General features: G+C 50.6%; 16 protein-coding genes and 1 other RNA gene. 10 read left to right on the top strand and 7 right to left on the bottom strand.

Annotated features, from left to right (window positions below; all coding sequences use genetic code 11):
- The first annotated feature begins 24 nt into the window (after positions 1-24).
- The 3 genes from WC813_04080 (at position 25) to WC813_04070 (ending at position 2,130) form a co-directional block, all read left to right on the top strand.
- A complete protein-coding gene (locus tag WC813_04080) occupies positions 25-807 on the top strand; it encodes a hypothetical protein (protein MFA5947172.1) in 783 nt (260 codons plus the stop codon).
- 518 nt (positions 808-1,325) lie between these two features.
- A complete protein-coding gene (locus tag WC813_04075) occupies positions 1,326-1,808 on the top strand; it encodes a hypothetical protein (GenBank protein ID MFA5947171.1) in 483 nt (160 codons plus the stop codon).
- Positions 1,809-1,812: 4 nt separating this feature from the next.
- The gene (locus WC813_04070; GenBank protein ID MFA5947170.1) at positions 1,813-2,130 is read left to right on the top strand and encodes a hypothetical protein; all 318 of its coding nucleotides are present in this window, start codon (positions 1,813-1,815) and stop codon (positions 2,128-2,130) included.
- A 64-nt stretch (positions 2,131-2,194) separates the two neighbouring features.
- Here the strand turns inward: WC813_04070 and WC813_04065 are convergent, their stop codons facing one another.
- Positions 2,195-2,626, bottom strand: coding sequence for an ATP-binding protein (locus WC813_04065; protein ID MFA5947169.1), 432 nt, complete (start codon positions 2,624-2,626; stop codon positions 2,195-2,197).
- Positions 2,627-2,687: 61 nt separating this feature from the next.
- Here WC813_04065 and WC813_04060 point away from each other — a divergent pair, with 61 nt between their 5' ends.
- Genes WC813_04060 through WC813_04045 form a run of 4 tightly spaced genes read left to right on the top strand, consistent with a single transcriptional unit; the run spans position 2,688 to position 6,115 of the window.
- Complete coding sequence (locus WC813_04060) at positions 2,688-3,518, top strand: hypothetical protein (protein MFA5947168.1); 831 nt, start codon at positions 2,688-2,690, stop codon at positions 3,516-3,518.
- Positions 3,519-3,522: 4 nt separating this feature from the next.
- Positions 3,523-4,599 (top strand): hypothetical protein, encoded by a 1,077-nt coding sequence (locus tag WC813_04055; protein ID MFA5947167.1) that lies wholly within the window; start codon positions 3,523-3,525, stop codon positions 4,597-4,599.
- Complete coding sequence (gene ruvA, locus WC813_04050) at positions 4,596-5,144, top strand: Holliday junction branch migration protein RuvA (protein ID MFA5947166.1); 549 nt, start codon at positions 4,596-4,598, stop codon at positions 5,142-5,144. Before WC813_04055 ends, ruvA begins: the two co-directional genes overlap by 4 nt.
- Positions 5,145-5,149: 5 nt before the next feature.
- The gene (locus tag WC813_04045; GenBank protein MFA5947165.1) at positions 5,150-6,115 is read left to right on the top strand and encodes a peptidoglycan bridge formation glycyltransferase FemA/FemB family protein; all 966 of its coding nucleotides are present in this window, start codon (positions 5,150-5,152) and stop codon (positions 6,113-6,115) included.
- Between the two features lie 720 nt (positions 6,116-6,835).
- On the opposite strand, the gene WC813_04040 is transcribed toward WC813_04045, so the two are convergent.
- A complete protein-coding gene (locus WC813_04040) occupies positions 6,836-7,069 on the bottom strand; it encodes a hypothetical protein (GenBank protein ID MFA5947164.1) in 234 nt (77 codons plus the stop codon).
- 121 nt (positions 7,070-7,190) lie between these two features.
- Between WC813_04040 and WC813_04035 the strand changes: the two genes are divergently transcribed.
- Genes WC813_04035 through WC813_04025 form a run of 3 tightly spaced genes read left to right on the top strand, consistent with a single transcriptional unit; the run spans position 7,191 to position 12,646 of the window.
- Positions 7,191-8,327 carry a glycosyltransferase family 1 protein gene (locus WC813_04035; GenBank protein ID MFA5947163.1) on the top strand — a complete coding sequence of 379 codons (1,137 nt, stop codon included), beginning with the start codon at positions 7,191-7,193 and terminating at the stop codon, positions 8,325-8,327.
- Positions 8,328-8,329: 2 nt separating this feature from the next.
- Complete coding sequence (locus tag WC813_04030; GenBank protein ID MFA5947162.1) at positions 8,330-10,765, top strand: DUF4012 domain-containing protein; 2,436 nt, start codon at positions 8,330-8,332, stop codon at positions 10,763-10,765.
- Between the two features lie 3 nt (positions 10,766-10,768).
- Positions 10,769-12,646 (top strand): hypothetical protein, encoded by a 1,878-nt coding sequence (locus tag WC813_04025; protein ID MFA5947161.1) that lies wholly within the window; start codon positions 10,769-10,771, stop codon positions 12,644-12,646.
- Here the strand turns inward: WC813_04025 and WC813_04020 are convergent.
- The 5 genes from WC813_04020 to WC813_04000 all read right to left on the bottom strand — a co-directional run bounded on the left by WC813_04020 (position 12,643) and on the right by WC813_04000 (position 17,527).
- A complete protein-coding gene (locus WC813_04020; GenBank protein MFA5947160.1) occupies positions 12,643-13,800 on the bottom strand; it encodes a glycosyltransferase family 1 protein in 1,158 nt (385 codons plus the stop codon). The genes WC813_04025 and WC813_04020 overlap by 4 nt on opposite strands.
- Positions 13,784-14,890, bottom strand: a complete 1,107-nt coding sequence (locus WC813_04015; protein MFA5947159.1) for a glycosyltransferase — start codon at positions 14,888-14,890, stop codon at positions 13,784-13,786. The genes WC813_04020 and WC813_04015 overlap by 17 nt, the downstream gene beginning before the upstream one ends.
- 9 nt (positions 14,891-14,899) lie before the next feature.
- Positions 14,900-16,300, bottom strand: coding sequence for a sugar transferase (locus tag WC813_04010; GenBank protein MFA5947158.1), 1,401 nt, complete (start codon positions 16,298-16,300; stop codon positions 14,900-14,902).
- Positions 16,301-16,347: 47 nt separating this feature from the next.
- An RNA gene (rnpB, locus tag WC813_04005) (RNase P RNA component class A) lies at positions 16,348-16,830 on the bottom strand.
- A gap of 88 nt (positions 16,831-16,918) precedes the next feature.
- Positions 16,919-17,527, bottom strand: a complete 609-nt coding sequence (locus WC813_04000; protein ID MFA5947157.1) for a hypothetical protein — start codon at positions 17,525-17,527, stop codon at positions 16,919-16,921.
- Between the last annotated feature and the right edge of the window lie 155 nt (positions 17,528-17,682).

Below are 17,682 nucleotides of genomic sequence, written 5' to 3'. Positions count from 1 at the left end.
GAAATTATGGTAAAATCCGGTCATATGAAGGAAGAAGGGCGAGAAGAGGGGCGGGATCTAGATAAAGAGAAGGCTGAAGCGCTTGTTAGCAATCCAGCATTTAAGAGATTTACCGGCAGTTTTGAGCTTTATCAGAAGCTCTATTCGTCGGAATCAAACCACGACGAGATGGCGCGCCGGATGCATGATTTTTATCTGGCTAGGTTTTCTCAACCAATTAATGAGGCTATCCCAAATGTAGAAAAGGCCAAGAGTTTGCTCGAGGGGGCATTAAACGATTGTGAAGCGGGGGATTTTACGGCGCTGGGTTTTGCAAAAAACTTAGTGAACCTGCGTTTGGCTGATGAAATGCTGGCCATGTGGAATCCTGACCAGGAGTTTGGCGGGGAAGGCGCGGATAAATATCGTTTGAATGCAGTTGTGCATTATAACGATGAGGGAAACGGCGTTATTTCACTTCATCTGGGTGCTTCCGGGGTATCGAGTGAAGAGTTTCTTGCCAAAACTATTGAAGGATTTGCACTGTTCGCCAAAAAGCTACAAAGCGGAGAGATTCCAGCCAAGACTATCATCATGAAGTCATGGCTTCTTGGTAAACGCAGTGAAGCGAAAGTTAAGGCACTTTTGGGCGAGGATATTGAAATACGTAATACAGATCCAGAAGATAAAGAGGTGGAGGCCATTCAGCAGACAGCTTTAGAGCATAACAACAAATCATTCGAACGATATCTAAAGACCGGCGAAAAACCAGAAGTCAGACAAGTTGAAATCACGGCTGATAGGTTCGTGAAGAAACTGTTAGGTTAGACGGGTGTTCATCCAAAAAGAAAACCCCGCGTTCCAGATTCCAGCGTTATATTGCGCGAGAATGTTATGGATACGCGGGGGTTGCGGGGTTGAAAGGCGGGTCACGGTTACGAACCATTGATGGTCCTCCGGTGGATAGGTGTAGCTATCGCCGACGACGTGTCGGTGATCAGCTCGCGTCGGTCTCGCCGAGCGTGTTGTCGAACAGATGGTTGAACTTACAGTCGTGAGAAGCAACCGCGTGGTCGCTCTTCGTGATCTCGGGCAAATAGTTCGTCATCGAACACCTCGTCTTGTCGCCGAAGCGGGGGTGAACTCGATTGCTCGAGAGCCGCTGCGGACGAGGGTTATCATAGCAAAAAATCCCATCATTGTCAAGTGGGACTGGCTATAAAGTGGCTAAAGTTGGCCAAAAATGGAGAACCTGAATTAAATTTGCTGGTTAGGTAGAAGATCTGATGACTTAGATACAAGCCAGCTCTAAATATAAGGTAAACCGCTGTTGTATAATATTGCCCGTGGACATTATCGCTATCTTACACAGTAAGCCGGTACTTATAGGTTTACACCTTGGTTGCGCAATTATAGGAATTGATGCGTTTTTGTGGTTGCTCGGGAAATTGAAAGATAATGCCGGTTCTTCTAAGAGTAGGATGATTACTTCTTTAGTGGGGCTAGTAGCGTTCGTTTTAAGCTGGTTGGCTGGTGGTTATTATTATGTAGTTTATTATGGCTCGTTGGTAAAACCGGTAATAAAATCCGGCGTAGCTCCATGGGTACACGGAATTGTAATGGAAACAAAAGAACACATCTTTTTGTTTATCATTCCATTGGCCATGACAGTATTTTTTATAACGCTCTTACCAAAGGGCGAATATGAAAGATCACAGTTGAAAAAACACGCTATTTGGTTGACTATAACTGTAGCGGCGCTTGGTTTGTTAATTGGTGGCTTGGGTTTCATAGTGTCAGCGGCCGCTAGATGGGGCGTAGCCGCATAATTTTATGAATAAGCAAAAATTGATTTTTTCTTCGACAATCTCCTCCATCATCACTATTTTTTTCGTAGTTATTGTAGTTATTTGGGCGGAAGAAGCGGCTGGTTTAAAAGATTGGTTAAAAAACTTATCCGGCCATCATTGGACCACAAAAAGCATTTTTTCCGTGGCGGTTTATGCGCTTTTTACCGCCCTTTTTTATGTCATGCCTTTTAAACCACAAGTAGATCATTTGAAAAAGGCACTTACTTTTGCACTTGTAACCACATTATGTGGTGTGATTATTTTGGCCGGATATTTTACTTGGCACTTTTTAACGCAATAATATAACTCCGCGAATCAGACTTCTATGAAGCCGGATTCACCACTGATTGTTTACTATTAGGTGATTAGCACGCATCGCTTTGGAGCCAGCTTTTGGGTAGCTTTGTAGTTTTTATGAGTTTGGCAGTTTTTTCTATATCTTTCAGTGGAACGTGATGGACATTACGGGATACGCCGACTTGTTGGTCGCACGGGAAGTTTAGAATTTCAACCCTATACCCAAAATTCCGGCCGAGCATGACGTAGGGGGAGATTTCCCAGGCCGTAGTGTTCATGTTGTCTATAATCACCGTTTGCTCGCCGGCGTGGAGCGCGTCATGGCATTTTTTGAAACAGAAATCATGAGCCAGTTGGATTTTGGACTTGTCATATGCGTACGAACCGTCCGGTTGCACAAAAAAGTCATCCGCTGAACAGATAACTGCACCGGGTTGAGATTTTGCGTAGGTGGATTTTCCGGATCCAGGGATTCCTCGCAGAATAAAAAGATTGGGCATATGAGAGAGGGGTCGACCAGTGCGTCGACCGATCCTGGAATTTTCGGTAAGATGTGCCCGTATGATAATCGATCTCGCAAAAGTCGTCCTCCTGTGCCCAAAAAACGACGAAGAATCCGTACTTATCTTGAAAATCGCCCAGGCCGCGGGGATTCCGACGGTGGTTTCGCCTCAGCAACATGGCGCAAAGCTTGAACTTGAGAAAGATCTCGAAGCGCGTCTCACAAAGGCGAACCCGGAAGCGAAAACTGTTGTTATTGTCGAAACACCCGGCCCAGTACGTGAAGCAGAGCTCGAAAAAGAGGGGTTCGAAGTAGTTATTATTGATCATCACCGGTACGAAGGGCTGAACCGTATGAAACAGGAGAGCTCGCTCGATCAATTCTTGGTCATGTTCGATTTGAGCGACAAAAAACTCGTGGAGCTTGGTTTCGATCCGTTCCTTGTTAAAGGCGTTGGCATGATGGATAGAGGTTGGGTGTGGGAATTATCACGCGAGGGGATAGGAAAGGCCGATCGCAAGCGCATCATGGACTACTATTTGTCATTTTTGGATGAACTCGGCGGTTCTCGACCTGAAGGTATGGTCGAGGCACGCAAAGCGTGGGAGGCCAGAGAGGAGCGAGACGGCGTGATCATTGTGGGGACGCCGACAGACACTAGAATTCGCGAGGCACTTTCCATTATCCTCGCCGAAAACTACGACGAGCCGCCCGTCACACTGGTTGTTGAAGGTACCCAACGAATTTCGGTTCAAGACACCGCGCTTGCGCCCAAGCTGCACGAAACTTTCGGCGGGTACGTTTTCGGCAAAGACCGCTGCTGGGGCTATCCGTCGACCGTCGAGAAACCAGGCCCCAGTGTTGAGGAAATCTTACGGGTGCTAGAATAGCTTCATGTTCGGAAAGCCTGTATCGACACCGCCAGACCGAGTTTTCCTTCTCGATTGGATCGAGCAGGATGTTTTGCTATCCGAAGCGGGGGAGCGGGCTCGAAAAATAGTGGCTGAACTTGCAAAGAAGCTGCCGGAGGTTCAGAAGCTTGTAGATTGTTCGCAAACGCCACCGCATCATGCGGAAGGGCCGACCGTAGAATCGCACCTCGTGAGAATTTTATCTGTATTGTTCGCCATCCAATCCTCCACCTCTAGGCCCCTCGCTTCGATAAGCTCAGCGACCCTGATGGATAGAAGGGTCCTGGCGTCGGGGACCGGCCCGTCATCCATCGAGGAATTTGCGCGCGAAAAAACACTTTCTGCCGAATGGACCTCGCTTTTCTCGACTATTGCTACCAACGAGAAATTTCTTTCGGCGTATGTGATGGCGCATGACCTCGGAAAACCTGAATGCGTGAAGACCGACGAACTCGGACGCGTACATTACCTTGGCCATGACCGCGTGGGAGCGTCGCCCGCTTTCGCCTACGCCCGTGAGGCGATATTGAAGTACTTTGAACTGCCGTCGTCGAGTGCCAAGCTGTTGACCGAGCTTATTCGGCTGCACATGGATATCATTACGACGTTTACCGCTTCGCCAAGTGCGGCTGAGTTTAGGGCCTTTGCGGCTCTCGCTGGTCGCGCGGGACTGAATAAGGATTTGTTTCTTGATCTCGCGCCTGTATGTTTGTTCTTAGACGCGGTAGCAGGGAGTTTGCACAGTGATGGCAGAACGAAGTCCCATGATCTGACGCCTCTGTTAAATTGGTACCGTGCGGAGCGGGAGGCTATGCCAGAGAGGCACGAAGCGCGGGAGGCTGGGGAGAAGAAGGCGTCAAAAATGGCGGTGAAAAAGGCGTATGCTGACGCGCATCTTTCGCCAGAAGAAATTTTTGAACTTCTTGGTACGCCCATTGGTCCGATCAGGGGCGAGATCATGAAGAAAATTGACGAACTTGTTAAAAATCCCGATACAAAGGTAGATTTTGGGGAACACACGGCCGAGATTCGTCGACGAGCTTCTAATGTAAAACTATGATCGCATTCATTGAAGGGATACTCGCCGAACACGAATCGGATGCTGTCGTGGTAGACGTTGGTGGTGTTGGCTATCGCGTCATGATTACACGAACGAAGCATGAAGTAGGGGACAAGGTGAAATACTTTGTGGCCGAGGTGATTAGGGAGGACAAACATGATCTTTACGGCTTTGAAACAAAGGACGAACGAGAGCTTTTTTATATTTTTACTGACGTGCAGGGCGTTGGTCCAAAGATGGGACAGAAGATTCTTTCGGCCGCTTCATCCGACGCCCTCCGTAAGCATATTCAACAAGATGACGTGTCATTTTTTACTTCTATTTCCGGCGTCGGCAAGAAAACCGCGCAGAAAATTATCCTCGATTTAAAAGGTGTACTCGTAGACACTGACTCAACTGGCAAGACCGAACATTCCGATGACGTGACTGAGGCACTAGAAAGTTTGGGTTACTCGGCTGATGATATTCGCAAAGTCATGCCCCACGTAGTCGGCGCGACTATTGAAAGTAAGGTAAAATGTGCATTGAAGATGCTTTCGAGGTGATCACTATGACGCCAGCGCAAGAGTGGAATGATCGAGTTCGCCCTTTTCTCCCGCCGTTTGGCGGATTTTTGCAGTCGTATGAGTGGGGGGAGTTTCAAGAGTCGCTCGGTTTTAAAGTTAAGCGAGTTTTCGAAGAGTCCAAGAAGGGGACAGTAGTTGCGCAATGCATCGAACAGCCGCTCAGATTCGGCAAAAATTACTTTTTGATTCCCAAGGGTCCTCTTGGGGACGCTTCGGCTAAGGCCACACTCGACGTACTCATAGAGGAACTTTCCGGCGCATCATTTTTGAAGATTGAACCGCCAAAGAAATTGGCCGGAACTACGTTGGTGCATGAACGGCATCCGTTTACGACGGCGATTGTCGATTTGAGCGGGGTTGATAACCCCGCCTTACCGGACACCCTGCTCGAACGGATGAAACCGAAAACGCGTTACAACATCAAACTCGCGGAAAAGAAGGGCGTGACTATTCGGATTGCGCGCGAAGAGGCGTTCGACGAGTTTATGGAACTGATGAAGGACACGGCTAAGCGGGATGGGTTCGCGCTTCATCAACCGAACCGATATTTGAACATGCTAAAGGTTCTCAAGGGGGGAGAGTGCAAGGCCTATTTCGCCTTTGCGGACTTTGAAGGCAAGGCGCTCGCGGCGAATCTTATGATCGACAGTTTTGGTCAGCGGACATACCTACATGGTGCGTCGAGTAGCGAAAATAGGAACGTCATGGCGCCCTACGCACTCCATTGGCATTTGATCAAAGACGCCGTCGAGAAAGGAATGACCATGTACGACTTTTGGGGTATTGCTCCAGTCGGCGCCGACGAGAATCATCCCTGGAATGGTATTACTCGCTTCAAATTAGGTTTTGGTGCAGATGTTGTAGTCATGCCCGGAACTTTTGATGTCCCCATCTCAAAATTTTGGTACAACATTTATAAATTGGCACGGAAAGCAAGTGGACTTAAGTAATTAAAACGCAACACCCGCTGATGAGCTCACGTCCTCAATAGGACGAAGCTCGAATCAGCGGGGCGAGGGTCAACTTTGATGTCTTACGTTTTTGAGCTAGGGCGGGCTCTTGATCGTGGCCATTTAGCAGATTTCAGGCAGGAGCTCGGATATGCTGGTCCGAGACGCCTGGAACCGTCATAGAATGGCTCAGTCACTACAGCCTATACCTAGTCAATGCCCTCTTGTGGGAGGGTCGTTGGTCCCGGTTTTACCCGGGTCTGCGGAACTTATTGGTTTTTTAGGGCTGGTCTCGTGCGCGAATCATCGATTCCTCGAATCATCGTCAGTAGGTTGTGCTGAGGCCTCCAATTGGAGAGCCCAAGCAGCAGGAGGTTTGCCCCTTGTGGGGGCCGTATCGCTACGGTCGATCGCGTGCGCGAATCATCAGATCTCTCCGATGGGTTGTGCTAGGCGTCCATCGAGTGGAACGCCTGCAACAGGGTTTAGACACTGGTCATTACGGACCATCTCTGGGGTTGTTAGCCACCTCTGGCTCCTGTTGTGCGGCCTGGGACGATCGATTTCCCGGTCGCCGCGGTGTGTAGTCACAATAACTAGTATAGCATAAATTCTGACTTTTGTCAAGCAGAAATAGCTAAATGGTAGCTAATATTAGCAAAAAAAGAAGCACCCCTAGACATGTTGTCCAGGGGGTAGTTTGTCCCGCGCGCGGGCGGGCTAGGGGTTCTTTTTGCAGCCATTTTTCCAGGCCGCTAGAACTTTTTCTTGCACGGCGGCGTTGATGGTTTGCTCGGCGACTGTCTCCTGTAGGCCGTAGATTCTTTGTTGCTGTATAAAACAAAATGTGGCCAGCAGAATAATTATCAACACGGAAAAGGCTGGGACGAGCAGATTGAGATGTAGGGCGTGATTCTCGGAAAGAGGATCCTCGTACGTTTTGTTGCCGGCCATTTTGTCTCCAAACAGACAAGTATATTAGCTTAATTCTGTATCTTGGTCAATGTTAATCGACTTGTTCACACTGTCATAGAAGTTGAACACAATTTGTCCCCACCCGTGATAAAATGGGGATATGCGAATAGGCATAGACGCACGATTTTTTGGTCCACGTACGGGGGGAGGCGGACTTGGCCGCTATGTCTCAGAATTAGTGAACAATTTGCAAAAGATTGATCATGAAAATGAGTACGTTATTTTTCTCAAAAAAGAAAACTTCCACGAGTTCGTGGTCACTGGGGCGAATTTTTCAAAAAAGATGGTTGACGTGCCTTGGTATTCGCTTGCGGAGCAGACGGTGATGCCAAGGGAAATAGCGCACGCCAAGGTCAATTTCATGCACTATTCGCACTGGAACGTGCCTGTCCTATCTCGCGTGCCGTTTATCGTCACAATCCACGATTTGATTCTTCTTGACGACCCATCGAGCGCCAGGGCGACAACACGCGGGCCATTGGTTCACGGAATCAAGCAGCTTGGCCACCGTCTAGTACTCGAAAAAGCCATTCATGGTTCTCGCCACATCATCACGGTTTCAGAGGCGAGTCGCAGGTCTATTCTGGGGCACTTTCGCGTGAAGCCAAACAAAGTGAGCGTGATTCATAACGGCGTGAACGCGCCTTTGGAAGGTAGAGGAGTGTCACTCAGAGATCTCGGAGTCGTCGAGCCGTTCATTCTCTATGTGGGCAACATGTATCCGCACAAGAATTTGGACACTTTACTTGACGCCTTCGCTGGCGCACACGCGCGTCATCCAGGAATTCAGCTCGTCATGGCCGGAAAGTTTGATGAGTTTGGGAAGAAACTTGAGGGGCGCGCGCTTGAGTATGGATTCGGCAGCGGGGAAGTACGTTTTCTCAATTTACCAACTGATGAAGAACTTGGTGCGCTTTATCGCCATGCTGCGCTGCTGGCTTATCCATCCAGAATCGAAGGGTTCGGCATCCCACCCGTCGAAGCATTACTCGCGGGGACAAAGGTGATGGCCAGCAACGCGTCGAGCATGCCAGAAGTATTGGGAGACTATGTCCGCTACGTTGATCCGGACGATACTGATGACATGGCTAAGGTGATGCTGGACGCGGTTGAACGCCCAGAGAAATGGGCTGGCTTGAAAGAAAAAGGTGCCGATTTTGCTAAAAGGTATAGCTGGGAGAAGGCAGCCAGGCAGACGCTAGAAATTTATTTGCTCTACGGCCAGCGCCGCATCTAACTGTGATAAACGAGGACGGAAAAAAGATAATTCGCATTAGGAGAGGCGGTAATTCCACCGTTTCCCCTTTTATTGTTCGTCTTTCCCGTCCCGGCGAAATCGTGGAGACCTCTGACCCGCTCGCAGATCTCCGCGCTAGCCTTGTAATTGACGGCGACGAAGAAGAATCAGCTGAGGCAGATTTGGTGGAAGCGACAGATGGGGGAGTTTCTTTGGCGATTACTTTTGATGAATTTAGAGACCAGCTCATGGAAGATGCGGTGCCGGTAGAAGGAGAGAACGAAGATTCAGTCATTCTGAGGAGCTCCGCGACGAAGAATCTGATTGGTTACCATTCAGATCCTTCGCTAGCGCTCAGGATGACTGCGCCGACAACCATCGCCGTTCCCATTCTCGACCCTATCGCTACCGAGGATATAGAGGTCGCCGAAGTCTTTTCTGCGGTTACTCCTTTGGCTGATCTGACGGCTCGTATCGCTCGAGTTTTCTCATCCAAGCGCGCGCTGGCGTCATTTGTTCTTTTGGCGCTATTCATTTCTGCGCCGCTCCATGCCGCGCAGGTGTATGCCAACGTGCGCTCGACTACCGATTCCGTGAAGAGCAATGGTTCGACCGCGCTCGATGCGTTCTTGAGAGGTGCGACCAGTCTTTCAAGCAAGGATTTTGCTTCTGCCGGTAAGGATTTCTCAAAAGCTGCCGAAGATTTCGCCAACGCTGAGGATTCGCTGAATAGTATGCATGCCGTGGTGACCGCGGCGGCCAGTGTTATTCCTCAGACTGAGCGGACCATGAGTTCAGTACGGCATCTGGCAACTGCGGGGGAGGAGTTAGCTAACACGGCGGAGATTTTATCGCTCGCTGGGCAGGACATTGCAGGCAAGAAGTCATTAACCGTGGTCGACAAGATTGATTTGCTCTCTACGTATGTCGGTAGTGCGGAACCGCATGTCATTACGGCAGCTGAAGCAATCCAAAAGATAGATGAAGGCTCAATGCCGGAGGAATACGCCGGAAAAATCCACGAATTGAAATCGACCGTTCCCGCACTCGCCAGTGCGCTCCATGAGTTTACGCAGTTTACTAACGCGCTCACGATCATCCTCGGGGGCAAGGGCGAAGTCCGATACCTGGCAGCTTTCCAGAATAACACTGAAATTCGAGCGACTGGCGGATTCGTCGGCAGTTTCGCAGAACTCGACGTAAAAAACGGAGTCATCGAGCGCTTATCGGTTCCGGGCGGTGGTTCGTACTCAGCGCAGGGTCAGTTAACCGAATACGTTGCCGCACCTGGGCCAATGCACCTCCTGCGTCCGCGCTGGGAGTTCCAAGACGCCAACTGGTTTCCTGATTTTCCCACTTCGGCTAAGAAGATGCTCTGGTTCCAGGAGCATTCTGGCGGACCCACTATGGACGGGGTGATTGCGGTTAATGCCTCATTTATTGTGGACCTCTTAAAGATTGTTGGACCGGTGGACATGCCGCAATACAAGAGAACGATCAATGCCGATAACTTTTTAATTGAAACTCAAAAGATCGTCGAACTTGAATACGACAAGAGTGCTAACAAGCCTAAGGCCTTCATTGGCGACCTCGCCCCGCTTCTCTTGAAACGCGTGACAGATGCTGATTTTCCAACCTTGACCAAGGTGTTGAGTTTGGTTGGCCAGGGTCTGCAGGAAAAAGACATCATGGTGTATTTCTCGCAGAATGATTTGGAGGCAACCATGGATAAACTCGGTTTCACGGGTAGCCTGAAGCAGACTACGGGTGACTCGCTCATGATTGTTGATACAAACTTGGGCGGAGGAAAAACTGATGGGGTGATTGATGAACAGGCGAATGTTGAGGTTGAGATCAGCGAAGACGGAACTGTTGTGAATACGGTCACTGTCACGCGCACTCACCGCGGTATGAAGAGCGAGCTCTTCCGTGGCGTGAATAACGTGGATTACATACGTTTATATGTTCCGGAAGGCAGTCAGATCATGAACGCTTCCGGTTTTACCCCGCCCGCCGAGGCACTCTTTAAGAAGAGTGATGTTCCGCTCTCAACAGATGAAGATTTGGCGCTTAACATGCAGGATATAGGCAAGGATGAATCTACCGGTACAGATGTTTGGAATGAAAATGGCAAGACCGTCTTTGGCAACTGGGTGCAGACTGCTCCCGGCACTTCTTCAACCGTCACCTTCACCTATAAACTGCCATTCAAAGTCTCGCTCGCAAAGGCGACTGGTATGTTTGCCGCTACCAGTCCAGTCCCTTACTCATTGTTTGTTCAAAAACAGTCGGGTGTAGAAAATCGCCGAACAGATGTGCGGGTTTCGCTCCCACACGCGGTAGAAGTTATTTGGACCAGCTCAGACGCTAATTCTAACGTCACTGGCGTGGCTACTAATGAGCGCGATTCCTTCTTTGGTTGGCTTTTCCAGCCCTAAGATATGGTCAAGAAGATCATACATATCCATCCGGTAAAAAAGATCGTCCCTCCAGGAAAAGGCGAGCGTGTTCGGTCCACTCAAGAGAAGGAGGCGGACATGGATGAAGGGTTGCGGGCTATTTATGGCGAATCTCCGGAGGATCTATCCGTCGTTACTCCGGGTGGGTCACGTTTAACTTATTGGTTAATGAGAATTGTCGGCTGGCTGGCCTTCGCGGCCGTATTAATTTTTGCTGTAACTGTTTTGTCTTCCCGTGGTTGGTTCATGAACCAGGGCTACGCTCCACTTGTGTTGGCGGTCGAAATGCCAGTTGAGATAAAGAGTGGGGAGGCGGTCACTATTAAGGTGCCGTATGAGAATCCGGAGAATATCCCGCTCGCTCAGCTAGAGGTGAACGTTAATTTGCCGCCGTCTTTTATAGTTACAAGAATGGACCCGGTCCCGTTTGATGAAAAGGAACTTATTTTTACACTTGGGAGTGTGGCTGCCCATGGCAAGGGCGTTATTTCCATTGAGGGAACATGGATCGTTACTACGCCGTCGACTAACACCGTGCAAGCTATTGCCGGGTATAAGCCAGCTAACTTTAGTTCAGACTTTTCCCAGATTGCTACGGCCTCTGTTAGTACAAAATCAAGCGTGCTAGCGCTTGGTGTTACCGGTCCAGAGAAGGCCACTCCCGGAGCTGTCCTGGCCTATGTGGTTAAGGTGACTAATTCTGGATCGCTCCCCGTTAAGGGCGCGGTAGTCACTCTCTCTCCTCCTACGGGTTTTACGGTCGCCAAGAGCACCCCTACCTTTAGTGCCGGTGAGCGTCCTAAGTGGACTTTTGAGAATATCGATGCCGGTAAGGAGGTTTCAATCACGGTGAGCGGTTCGTTCGCTTCTGATGTGACGGACGTAGAACAGATGAAGGCCGAGGTTTCCCTGCCAGTTGGCACGGGTATAGACTCGAAAACTCTTGTGCAGGCGGCCGGTATGGTTCCGACGGACGTTTCCGGTGGTGCGCTTCGTTTAACCCTTGTTGGCAACGGCTTATCAGGCGATACCTCGGTTGCGCCTGGCGACGCGCTCAGGCTTGGTTATAGATTAGAAAATACGGGCACAACGCCACTGTCTGATGCGGCTGTTACGCTTGATTTCCAGCCTGGAACCGGTGTTCCAATCACCTGGTCAAAGGCTAGCCTGGACGGGGGAGTGCTGAATAAGGACGGCGTAATATTTGATGCCAAGAAAATAGGTGTGATAAACCCGGCCGATAAAAAGAGCTTCAACTTACTGTTTCCCGTGAAGGCCGAGCTTGCACCGACCGATGTCGACACCTTTACGGTTATCGCCCGCGCGACTGTGGCTGGTTCGACGATTCAATCATCGCCGCTAACCGTTCATATAAACGCTGCGGTTGCTCTGACTGCCTCTGCCCACTATTTTTCAACGGATGGCGCGCCTATTGGCGAGGGTCCGTTGCCACCGGCCGTTGGTTCTGGAACTACGTTTGAAGTCATGTGGACTATTCCTCACGCACTACATCCGCTCGAGGACCTGGTGGTTACGGCCACGCTTCCTCCTGGCGTCACGTTTGCCGGTAATGTAGCCTCAGACCTTGGCAAGGTAACGTATGATGCGAGCGCAAACATAGTTCGGTTCGATGCGACTGGCATTACCAAGGAAGCTGCGGTTATTCATGCGAAATTCTACGTTAAAGCCACTCCCACCGCAGCAGACGTGGGTAAAGTCATGAAAATCCTCTCCGGTAGTGCGCTCCGCGTCACGGATTCGACGACGTCAAATAGAATAGAAAAAGAAGCAGACGCCCTCACCACTGCGCTACCTGAAGATAAATTTGCCGAGGGGAAGGGGATTGTGGCGGCTAACTAGTTTTTGTGTTCGAGCTGCCAAAGTGCTTGGAGGGTTTTTTGAGCGGTTTTTTCCCAGGTAAACAGCTTTGAACGTTGGATGCCTTTTTTTGTGAGCAGGTCGCGCAGGGTTTTGCCGTCTGTGGGATCAAAAAGTATTTGAAGAGCGCGCGTGAGGTCCTCGACATTGAATGGATCAACGTAAAGAGCGGCGTCTCCGGCAATTTCAGGGAGGGAGCTGGTAAAAGAAGTGATGACGGGAACCCCGGAAGCCATGGCCTCTAGAACCGGAAGACCGAAGCCTTCGTAAAAAGAGGGAAAAAGAAAGCATGAAGCTCCGCGGAAGAGCGCAGGTTTATGTTTTTCAGGGACAAAACCAAGGAAGCGGATGTCGTCCGCAAACATGGCCGCTTGGGCGGTTTTTTTAACGCGCTCAAATCCAAATCCTGGTTTGCCTAGGATCACGAGCGGCAAGGCTTCGCCGCCGCGGGAACGGAAAGCATCGTAGGCCTCGATGACGCTTTCGAAGTTTTTACGCGGCTCGATCGTTGCGGCGGCTAAAATGTACGGTCGGTTAAGATCATAGGCGGCCCTGAAAGTGCGGTCAGAAGGCTGTTCGCGGGGGACAAAATGGGTGTGGTCTAGGCCGAGTGGAGTGATGGTAATTTGTTCAGCGGGGAGGTGATAGATGGACGATACGTCGTCAGCAGTCGCCCGTGAGGGCGTAAGAATGTGTCTGGCCTCTGTTGCGATCGCTTTAATATTCTGTAGTTTGCGAACCAGCTTGTCTTTTTTAGAAAAAAACCGTGGAAGATGAATGAAACTCAAATCATGAACCGTAAATATATACGGTCGGTGAGTAACGATGGCATCGTGGTTGGGGAATAACCAGGCATCGACGTGTTCCGGGAGGAAAGAATCGAGGGAAATTGGTGACAAGGGAAGAATCAAGAGCAGGGAAAGAAGGCGATTAGGAATCTTGGCCTCGACTAACTTAATATTCGTCGCCTTGAAAATGGGTGCTCTGTTCCGGGTATGAAATGAGCCACTTACAAAAACCAGAAATTCATCCCGGGGAGCCAGTTCAGCCAGGGAAGTGATGAGATTCAGTGTGTATGTACCAACCCCTGTCAGGCGTTCGTCCAGCAAGGATCGGCCATCAATGGCGATCTTCATACGCCTTACGATACGCGTTTTCTACAAAAGCGAGAAGTTCTCTGCGGAATCTTTCAGTTGAGAAGGTTTCAGCGTGCTGTCGAATTTTTGCGGGATCGAATTTGGTCGCGTCGAAGTTCTTCACGGCTTCGTCGAGTGCGTCGACGGTTTGTTTATTGAAGAACACGCCCGTCACGCCTTCGATAACGGTCTCAGTCGCTCCGCCCTTCTGATACGCAATAACCGGCCGGCCCGCTGCCATCGCTTCTACAACCGTGAGGCCAAAATCTTCTTCTTGCGGGTTAATGAAGGCGATTGCGTCCGCAAACAGGCGCGTGCGTTCATCGTCAGATACTCGACCAAGAAATTCGACATTCGGCCCGGCGATTTTGCGGAGCGATTCCTCAGCCGGACCCGAGCCAAAGACTTTGAGTGGGAGCCCGAGCTTCGTAAACGCCTCGACGACGAGGTCGAACCGCTTGTAGGACACAAGACGTCCGCCAGCGAGGTAGTAATGTTTAGGGTTATTCGAAACAAAGAAGCGTGCGGTATCAACCGGCGGATTAATAACTTCGCTTTCGCGGCGGTAATACTTCTTGATGCGGTTCTGAACGGTTTTCGAGTTAGCAATGAACAGATCGGTTCGGTCTGCAGCAGCTTTATCCCAAAGTCTAAGCAATGAAATAACCGGCGGGAGTGCCCACTTCACAATCTTTGGCGCATTGAGTTCTTCGACGTAGCTTTGGGCGTCGCTCCATAGATATCTCGTTGGCGTATGACAGTATGAAATGTGAACGCTATCCGTGGGCGTCACGATACCTTTGGCGAAGGCACTGGCCGAAGAAATGATGACGTCGAAACCCGAGAGATCATAACTCTCGGTCGCTGAAGGCATGAGGGGGAGAAGATAGCGGAAGAAACGTTTGCCACCGGGAATATGTTGGAGAAAAGAAGTCCGAATATCTTTGTGTCCAAAATCTGCCTTCATGGCATCACGATCAAAAAAAAGCGTGTAGGTAGGCGCTTCAGGAAAGATGGCCTGGAGCGCGGAAAGAACACGTTCAGCGCCTCCGTGCTGAATTAAATGGTCATGGACAAGCGCAACACGCATAAGACTTTCCTAATATGCCCCTTTCCTAAAAAGCACAGCAATCGGTGTTTTGATTAGGATAATGAGATCCAGCCAGGGGCTCCAGTTCTCAATATAGTACATATCTAGGCGGACTTCGTCTTCAAAGTCAAGGTTTGCCCGCCCGCTAATTTGGGATAAACCAGAAATGCCCGGTTTAATGGTCAAAACGCGCCGCTCGCCGGGTTTATAGCGAGCCACTTCTTCAGGCAGGTGGGGTCGAGGTCCAACGAGACTCATGGAGCCAGCGAAGACGGCGTAAAACTGGGGAATCTCGTCCAAGCTCCACTTTCTGATAAATCGACCAACTCGTGTAACCCGAGGATCGTCGGCCAGCTTGAAAAGTGGCGTGCCTTCGCGTTCGTTGCCGTATTTTTCAATAAACTTTGGATCAAATCGCAACTTATGTGCGTTCTTGATCATCGAGCGAAACTTCATGAATGGGAACGGTTTTCCACGCATACCCACGCGCTTGATGGTGAAGAAAATCGGCCCCGGGTTCTCGATGAAGATGGCGAGCCCGATCAAGAGTTGTAGGGGGAGGGTAGCGATGATGAGGAGAAGCGATACCATGATGTCGAAGCTTCGCTTGTAGATTGCACCCCAGCCATCGAGTGGGGTCTTTGGCACCTCGATCACGGGGCTGCCGCCGAAGGTAAAGACAATCGGCCGGAGCGTGCTGCCAGGGAACAAATCAGCCGTGTACATGAAGGACGTATGCTCTACATCAGAAAAAGTTTTGATCGAAGTAACTTCTGACCGCTCGGCCTCAGTATTCGCAAGAAGAATAAGATCGAGTTTGTTTTCATTTTTCAATCGTTTTAGACGATCTGCTGTGTCGTTATTGAAGTGCGCTGTGTGGTAGCTTGTTACATACCCGAGCGCACGATGCTCTCCGAAGTAGGCTACGAGTTCATTTGCATTCTTCGTCTTGCCGATCACCGCAACGTATTGCACGCCATAGCCGAATCGCCGCAGTGTCCGTTGGAGTAGGCGGAGCGAGAGCCGCTCGACGAGTAGAAAGACAACCGAAAACACCCAGGCTGCGAGCACAATAAATCGAGAATCAAAGAGTTCACGCGAGAAGAAGGCAATAGCGAGAACCACGGCAATGCTTGCCGCAGAAGCTACGATGACGCGAACCGCTTCGCCCGGAATACTTCGGGGTCGGATGTTATAAAGGCCGGAGAGCGAAAAAACCAGGATATAAATGGCGGCAATCGGGAGGACGAGAGCTAAAAACTCGCTGAAGCTAAGTTCAAAGGTAACTGGTCTGAAGGCCGTGAACACCGGTGCAAAACGCAAGGCATAGGCAGCCGTCCCAGCTAAAAGAAGCATGAGATAGTCGAGTGGAACAAAGAGAGCGGCAAAAGCCAAATCTATACGCTTCATAGCTTGGCTCATTTTAACATGAAAAACCGCCCTTGCGGACGGTTTTTCAGGCTGGAAAGCTAGTAAGCCGAATTCTGTCGAGCCTCTGTGCGCATTCGTGCACAGCGATTCGTGACAATCATCTCTCTAGTTCTGATATTGCTATCAGACTCATGCGAGCTACCTAATTTGCTCTTGCACCAAGGCGGGTTTGCCGCACCCGCGCGTCGCCACGCGGGTGAGAGGAGTGGGCTCCTCACTTTTCACTGTACTCCGCCATAGCTTGCGCCTTAGACGGGTATCATAGTCTCTGTTGCGTCTTTCCTGCGGTTTCCCGCAAGTCTTGACCTTCAGGATTCTTACGTTTCCTAAAGACTTTCCCTGGGCTTCTTGAGGCCTGTGGGGGACAGCGCGAAGCCGCCATCCAGTCCCTCACTGGCATCACTTTTTCCCGGTTGCTGTTAGCAACGCCTTTTCTCAATGATGCATTGCTGCACCACGGGTGTTCGGACTTTCCTCCCTTTTTACGGGGCGATTGTCTTGCTTTCCAAGCAGGGCGATTGTAGCAAAAAACGGCGAACTTGTAAAGAAAAAGAGCTCCGCTTGGCGGAGCTCTAGACGTGTGAATGCAGTTGTCGACTAGCTCCGGAGAGCGTCGGTCAACTGCGAAATCAGTTGGGCGGGACGGATCTTGTGCTGGGTGTGCTTGTACCCATCCTGGATACGACGGGCTTTGGTGACAGCCCGAATACCAGCTTTGCTTCCCCAGATGCTGAGGACCATGGACACGGTGGCAACGGCCTGGTCAGGCGTGAGCTCAGAGGCCACGATCGCGTCGCAGTGCTCCGCGCGCAGGTGGTGCAGGCGATCGCTCAGACACTCGGTGGCCAGCCGGGTGATTTCGGCGTTCAGCTGTTCATTTCCGTGGACTGCGGCGTTGGCACCGAGCACGAACGAGTAGATCGCCAGCTTGTGGTAGCGGTTCTCGAAGCCGAGGCCGTTTTTCACGCTTTCGAGCATGATCTTCAGCCGGTCATCGATGTGCCCCAGATCGCTGTAGTTCTTCACGGGCATCTCTTCGTCGAGGTTCCGGTTGGCCGGGAGACCGTGGCGGATTCGATCGCGCCGTCGATCAGCTTCAGTCCAGGACGTATCGACCGGGTGAGCGAACTTGTAGGGTCGCTGGCTGGGCGTAGGCGGCGGAGCCAGGACAGGACGCGGTTTGAACGTATCGGGGGAACGAGCCATGCGGCACCTCAAGCGGGGAAGAATACTGTTCTTGGGAAAACGCCCCTACCGGGAGGTAGAAACGCACGCCGACGGTACACCAAAAAGGCGATACGGTCAATAAAAAGAAGTACCCGCCGGCCCGAGAGGAGTTCGGACTGACGGGTACACGGGTC

The organism is Patescibacteria group bacterium (assembly GCA_041659765.1).
GTDB lineage: Bacteria > Patescibacteriota > Patescibacteriia > UBA9934 > UBA9934 > JAGORL01.
Note: the sequence above shows the minus strand (reverse complement) of the source record. Positions and strands in the feature narration are given on the sequence as shown.

Bases quoted from the DNA above. Each gene is read 5' to 3' on its own strand.
- WC813_04080 (MFA5947172.1), top strand. From the start codon at position 25: ATGAAGGAAGAAGGGCGAGAAGAGGGGCGGGATCTAGATAAAGAGAAG.
- WC813_04070 (MFA5947170.1), top strand. From the start codon at position 1,813: ATGAATAAGCAAAAATTGATTTTTTCTTCGACAATCTCCTCCATCATC.
- WC813_04065 (MFA5947169.1), bottom strand. From the start codon at position 2,626: ATGCCCAATCTTTTTATTCTGCGAGGAATCCCTGGATCCGGAAAATCC.
- WC813_04060 (MFA5947168.1), top strand. From the start codon at position 2,688: ATGATAATCGATCTCGCAAAAGTCGTCCTCCTGTGCCCAAAAAACGAC.
- WC813_04055 (MFA5947167.1), top strand. From the start codon at position 3,523: ATGTTCGGAAAGCCTGTATCGACACCGCCAGACCGAGTTTTCCTTCTC.
- ruvA (MFA5947166.1), top strand. From the start codon at position 4,596: ATGATCGCATTCATTGAAGGGATACTCGCCGAACACGAATCGGATGCT.
- WC813_04045 (MFA5947165.1), top strand. From the start codon at position 5,150: ATGACGCCAGCGCAAGAGTGGAATGATCGAGTTCGCCCTTTTCTCCCG.
- WC813_04040 (MFA5947164.1), bottom strand. From the start codon at position 7,069: ATGGCCGGCAACAAAACGTACGAGGATCCTCTTTCCGAGAATCACGCC.
- WC813_04035 (MFA5947163.1), top strand. From the start codon at position 7,191: ATGCGAATAGGCATAGACGCACGATTTTTTGGTCCACGTACGGGGGGA.
- WC813_04025 (MFA5947161.1), top strand. From the start codon at position 10,769: ATGGTCAAGAAGATCATACATATCCATCCGGTAAAAAAGATCGTCCCT.
- WC813_04020 (MFA5947160.1), bottom strand. From the start codon at position 13,800: ATGAAGATCGCCATTGATGGCCGATCCTTGCTGGACGAACGCCTGACA.
- WC813_04015 (MFA5947159.1), bottom strand. From the start codon at position 14,890: ATGCGTGTTGCGCTTGTCCATGACCATTTAATTCAGCACGGAGGCGCT.
- WC813_04010 (MFA5947158.1), bottom strand. From the start codon at position 16,300: ATGAAGCGTATAGATTTGGCTTTTGCCGCTCTCTTTGTTCCACTCGAC.
- WC813_04000 (MFA5947157.1), bottom strand. From the start codon at position 17,527: ATGGCTCGTTCCCCCGATACGTTCAAACCGCGTCCTGTCCTGGCTCCG.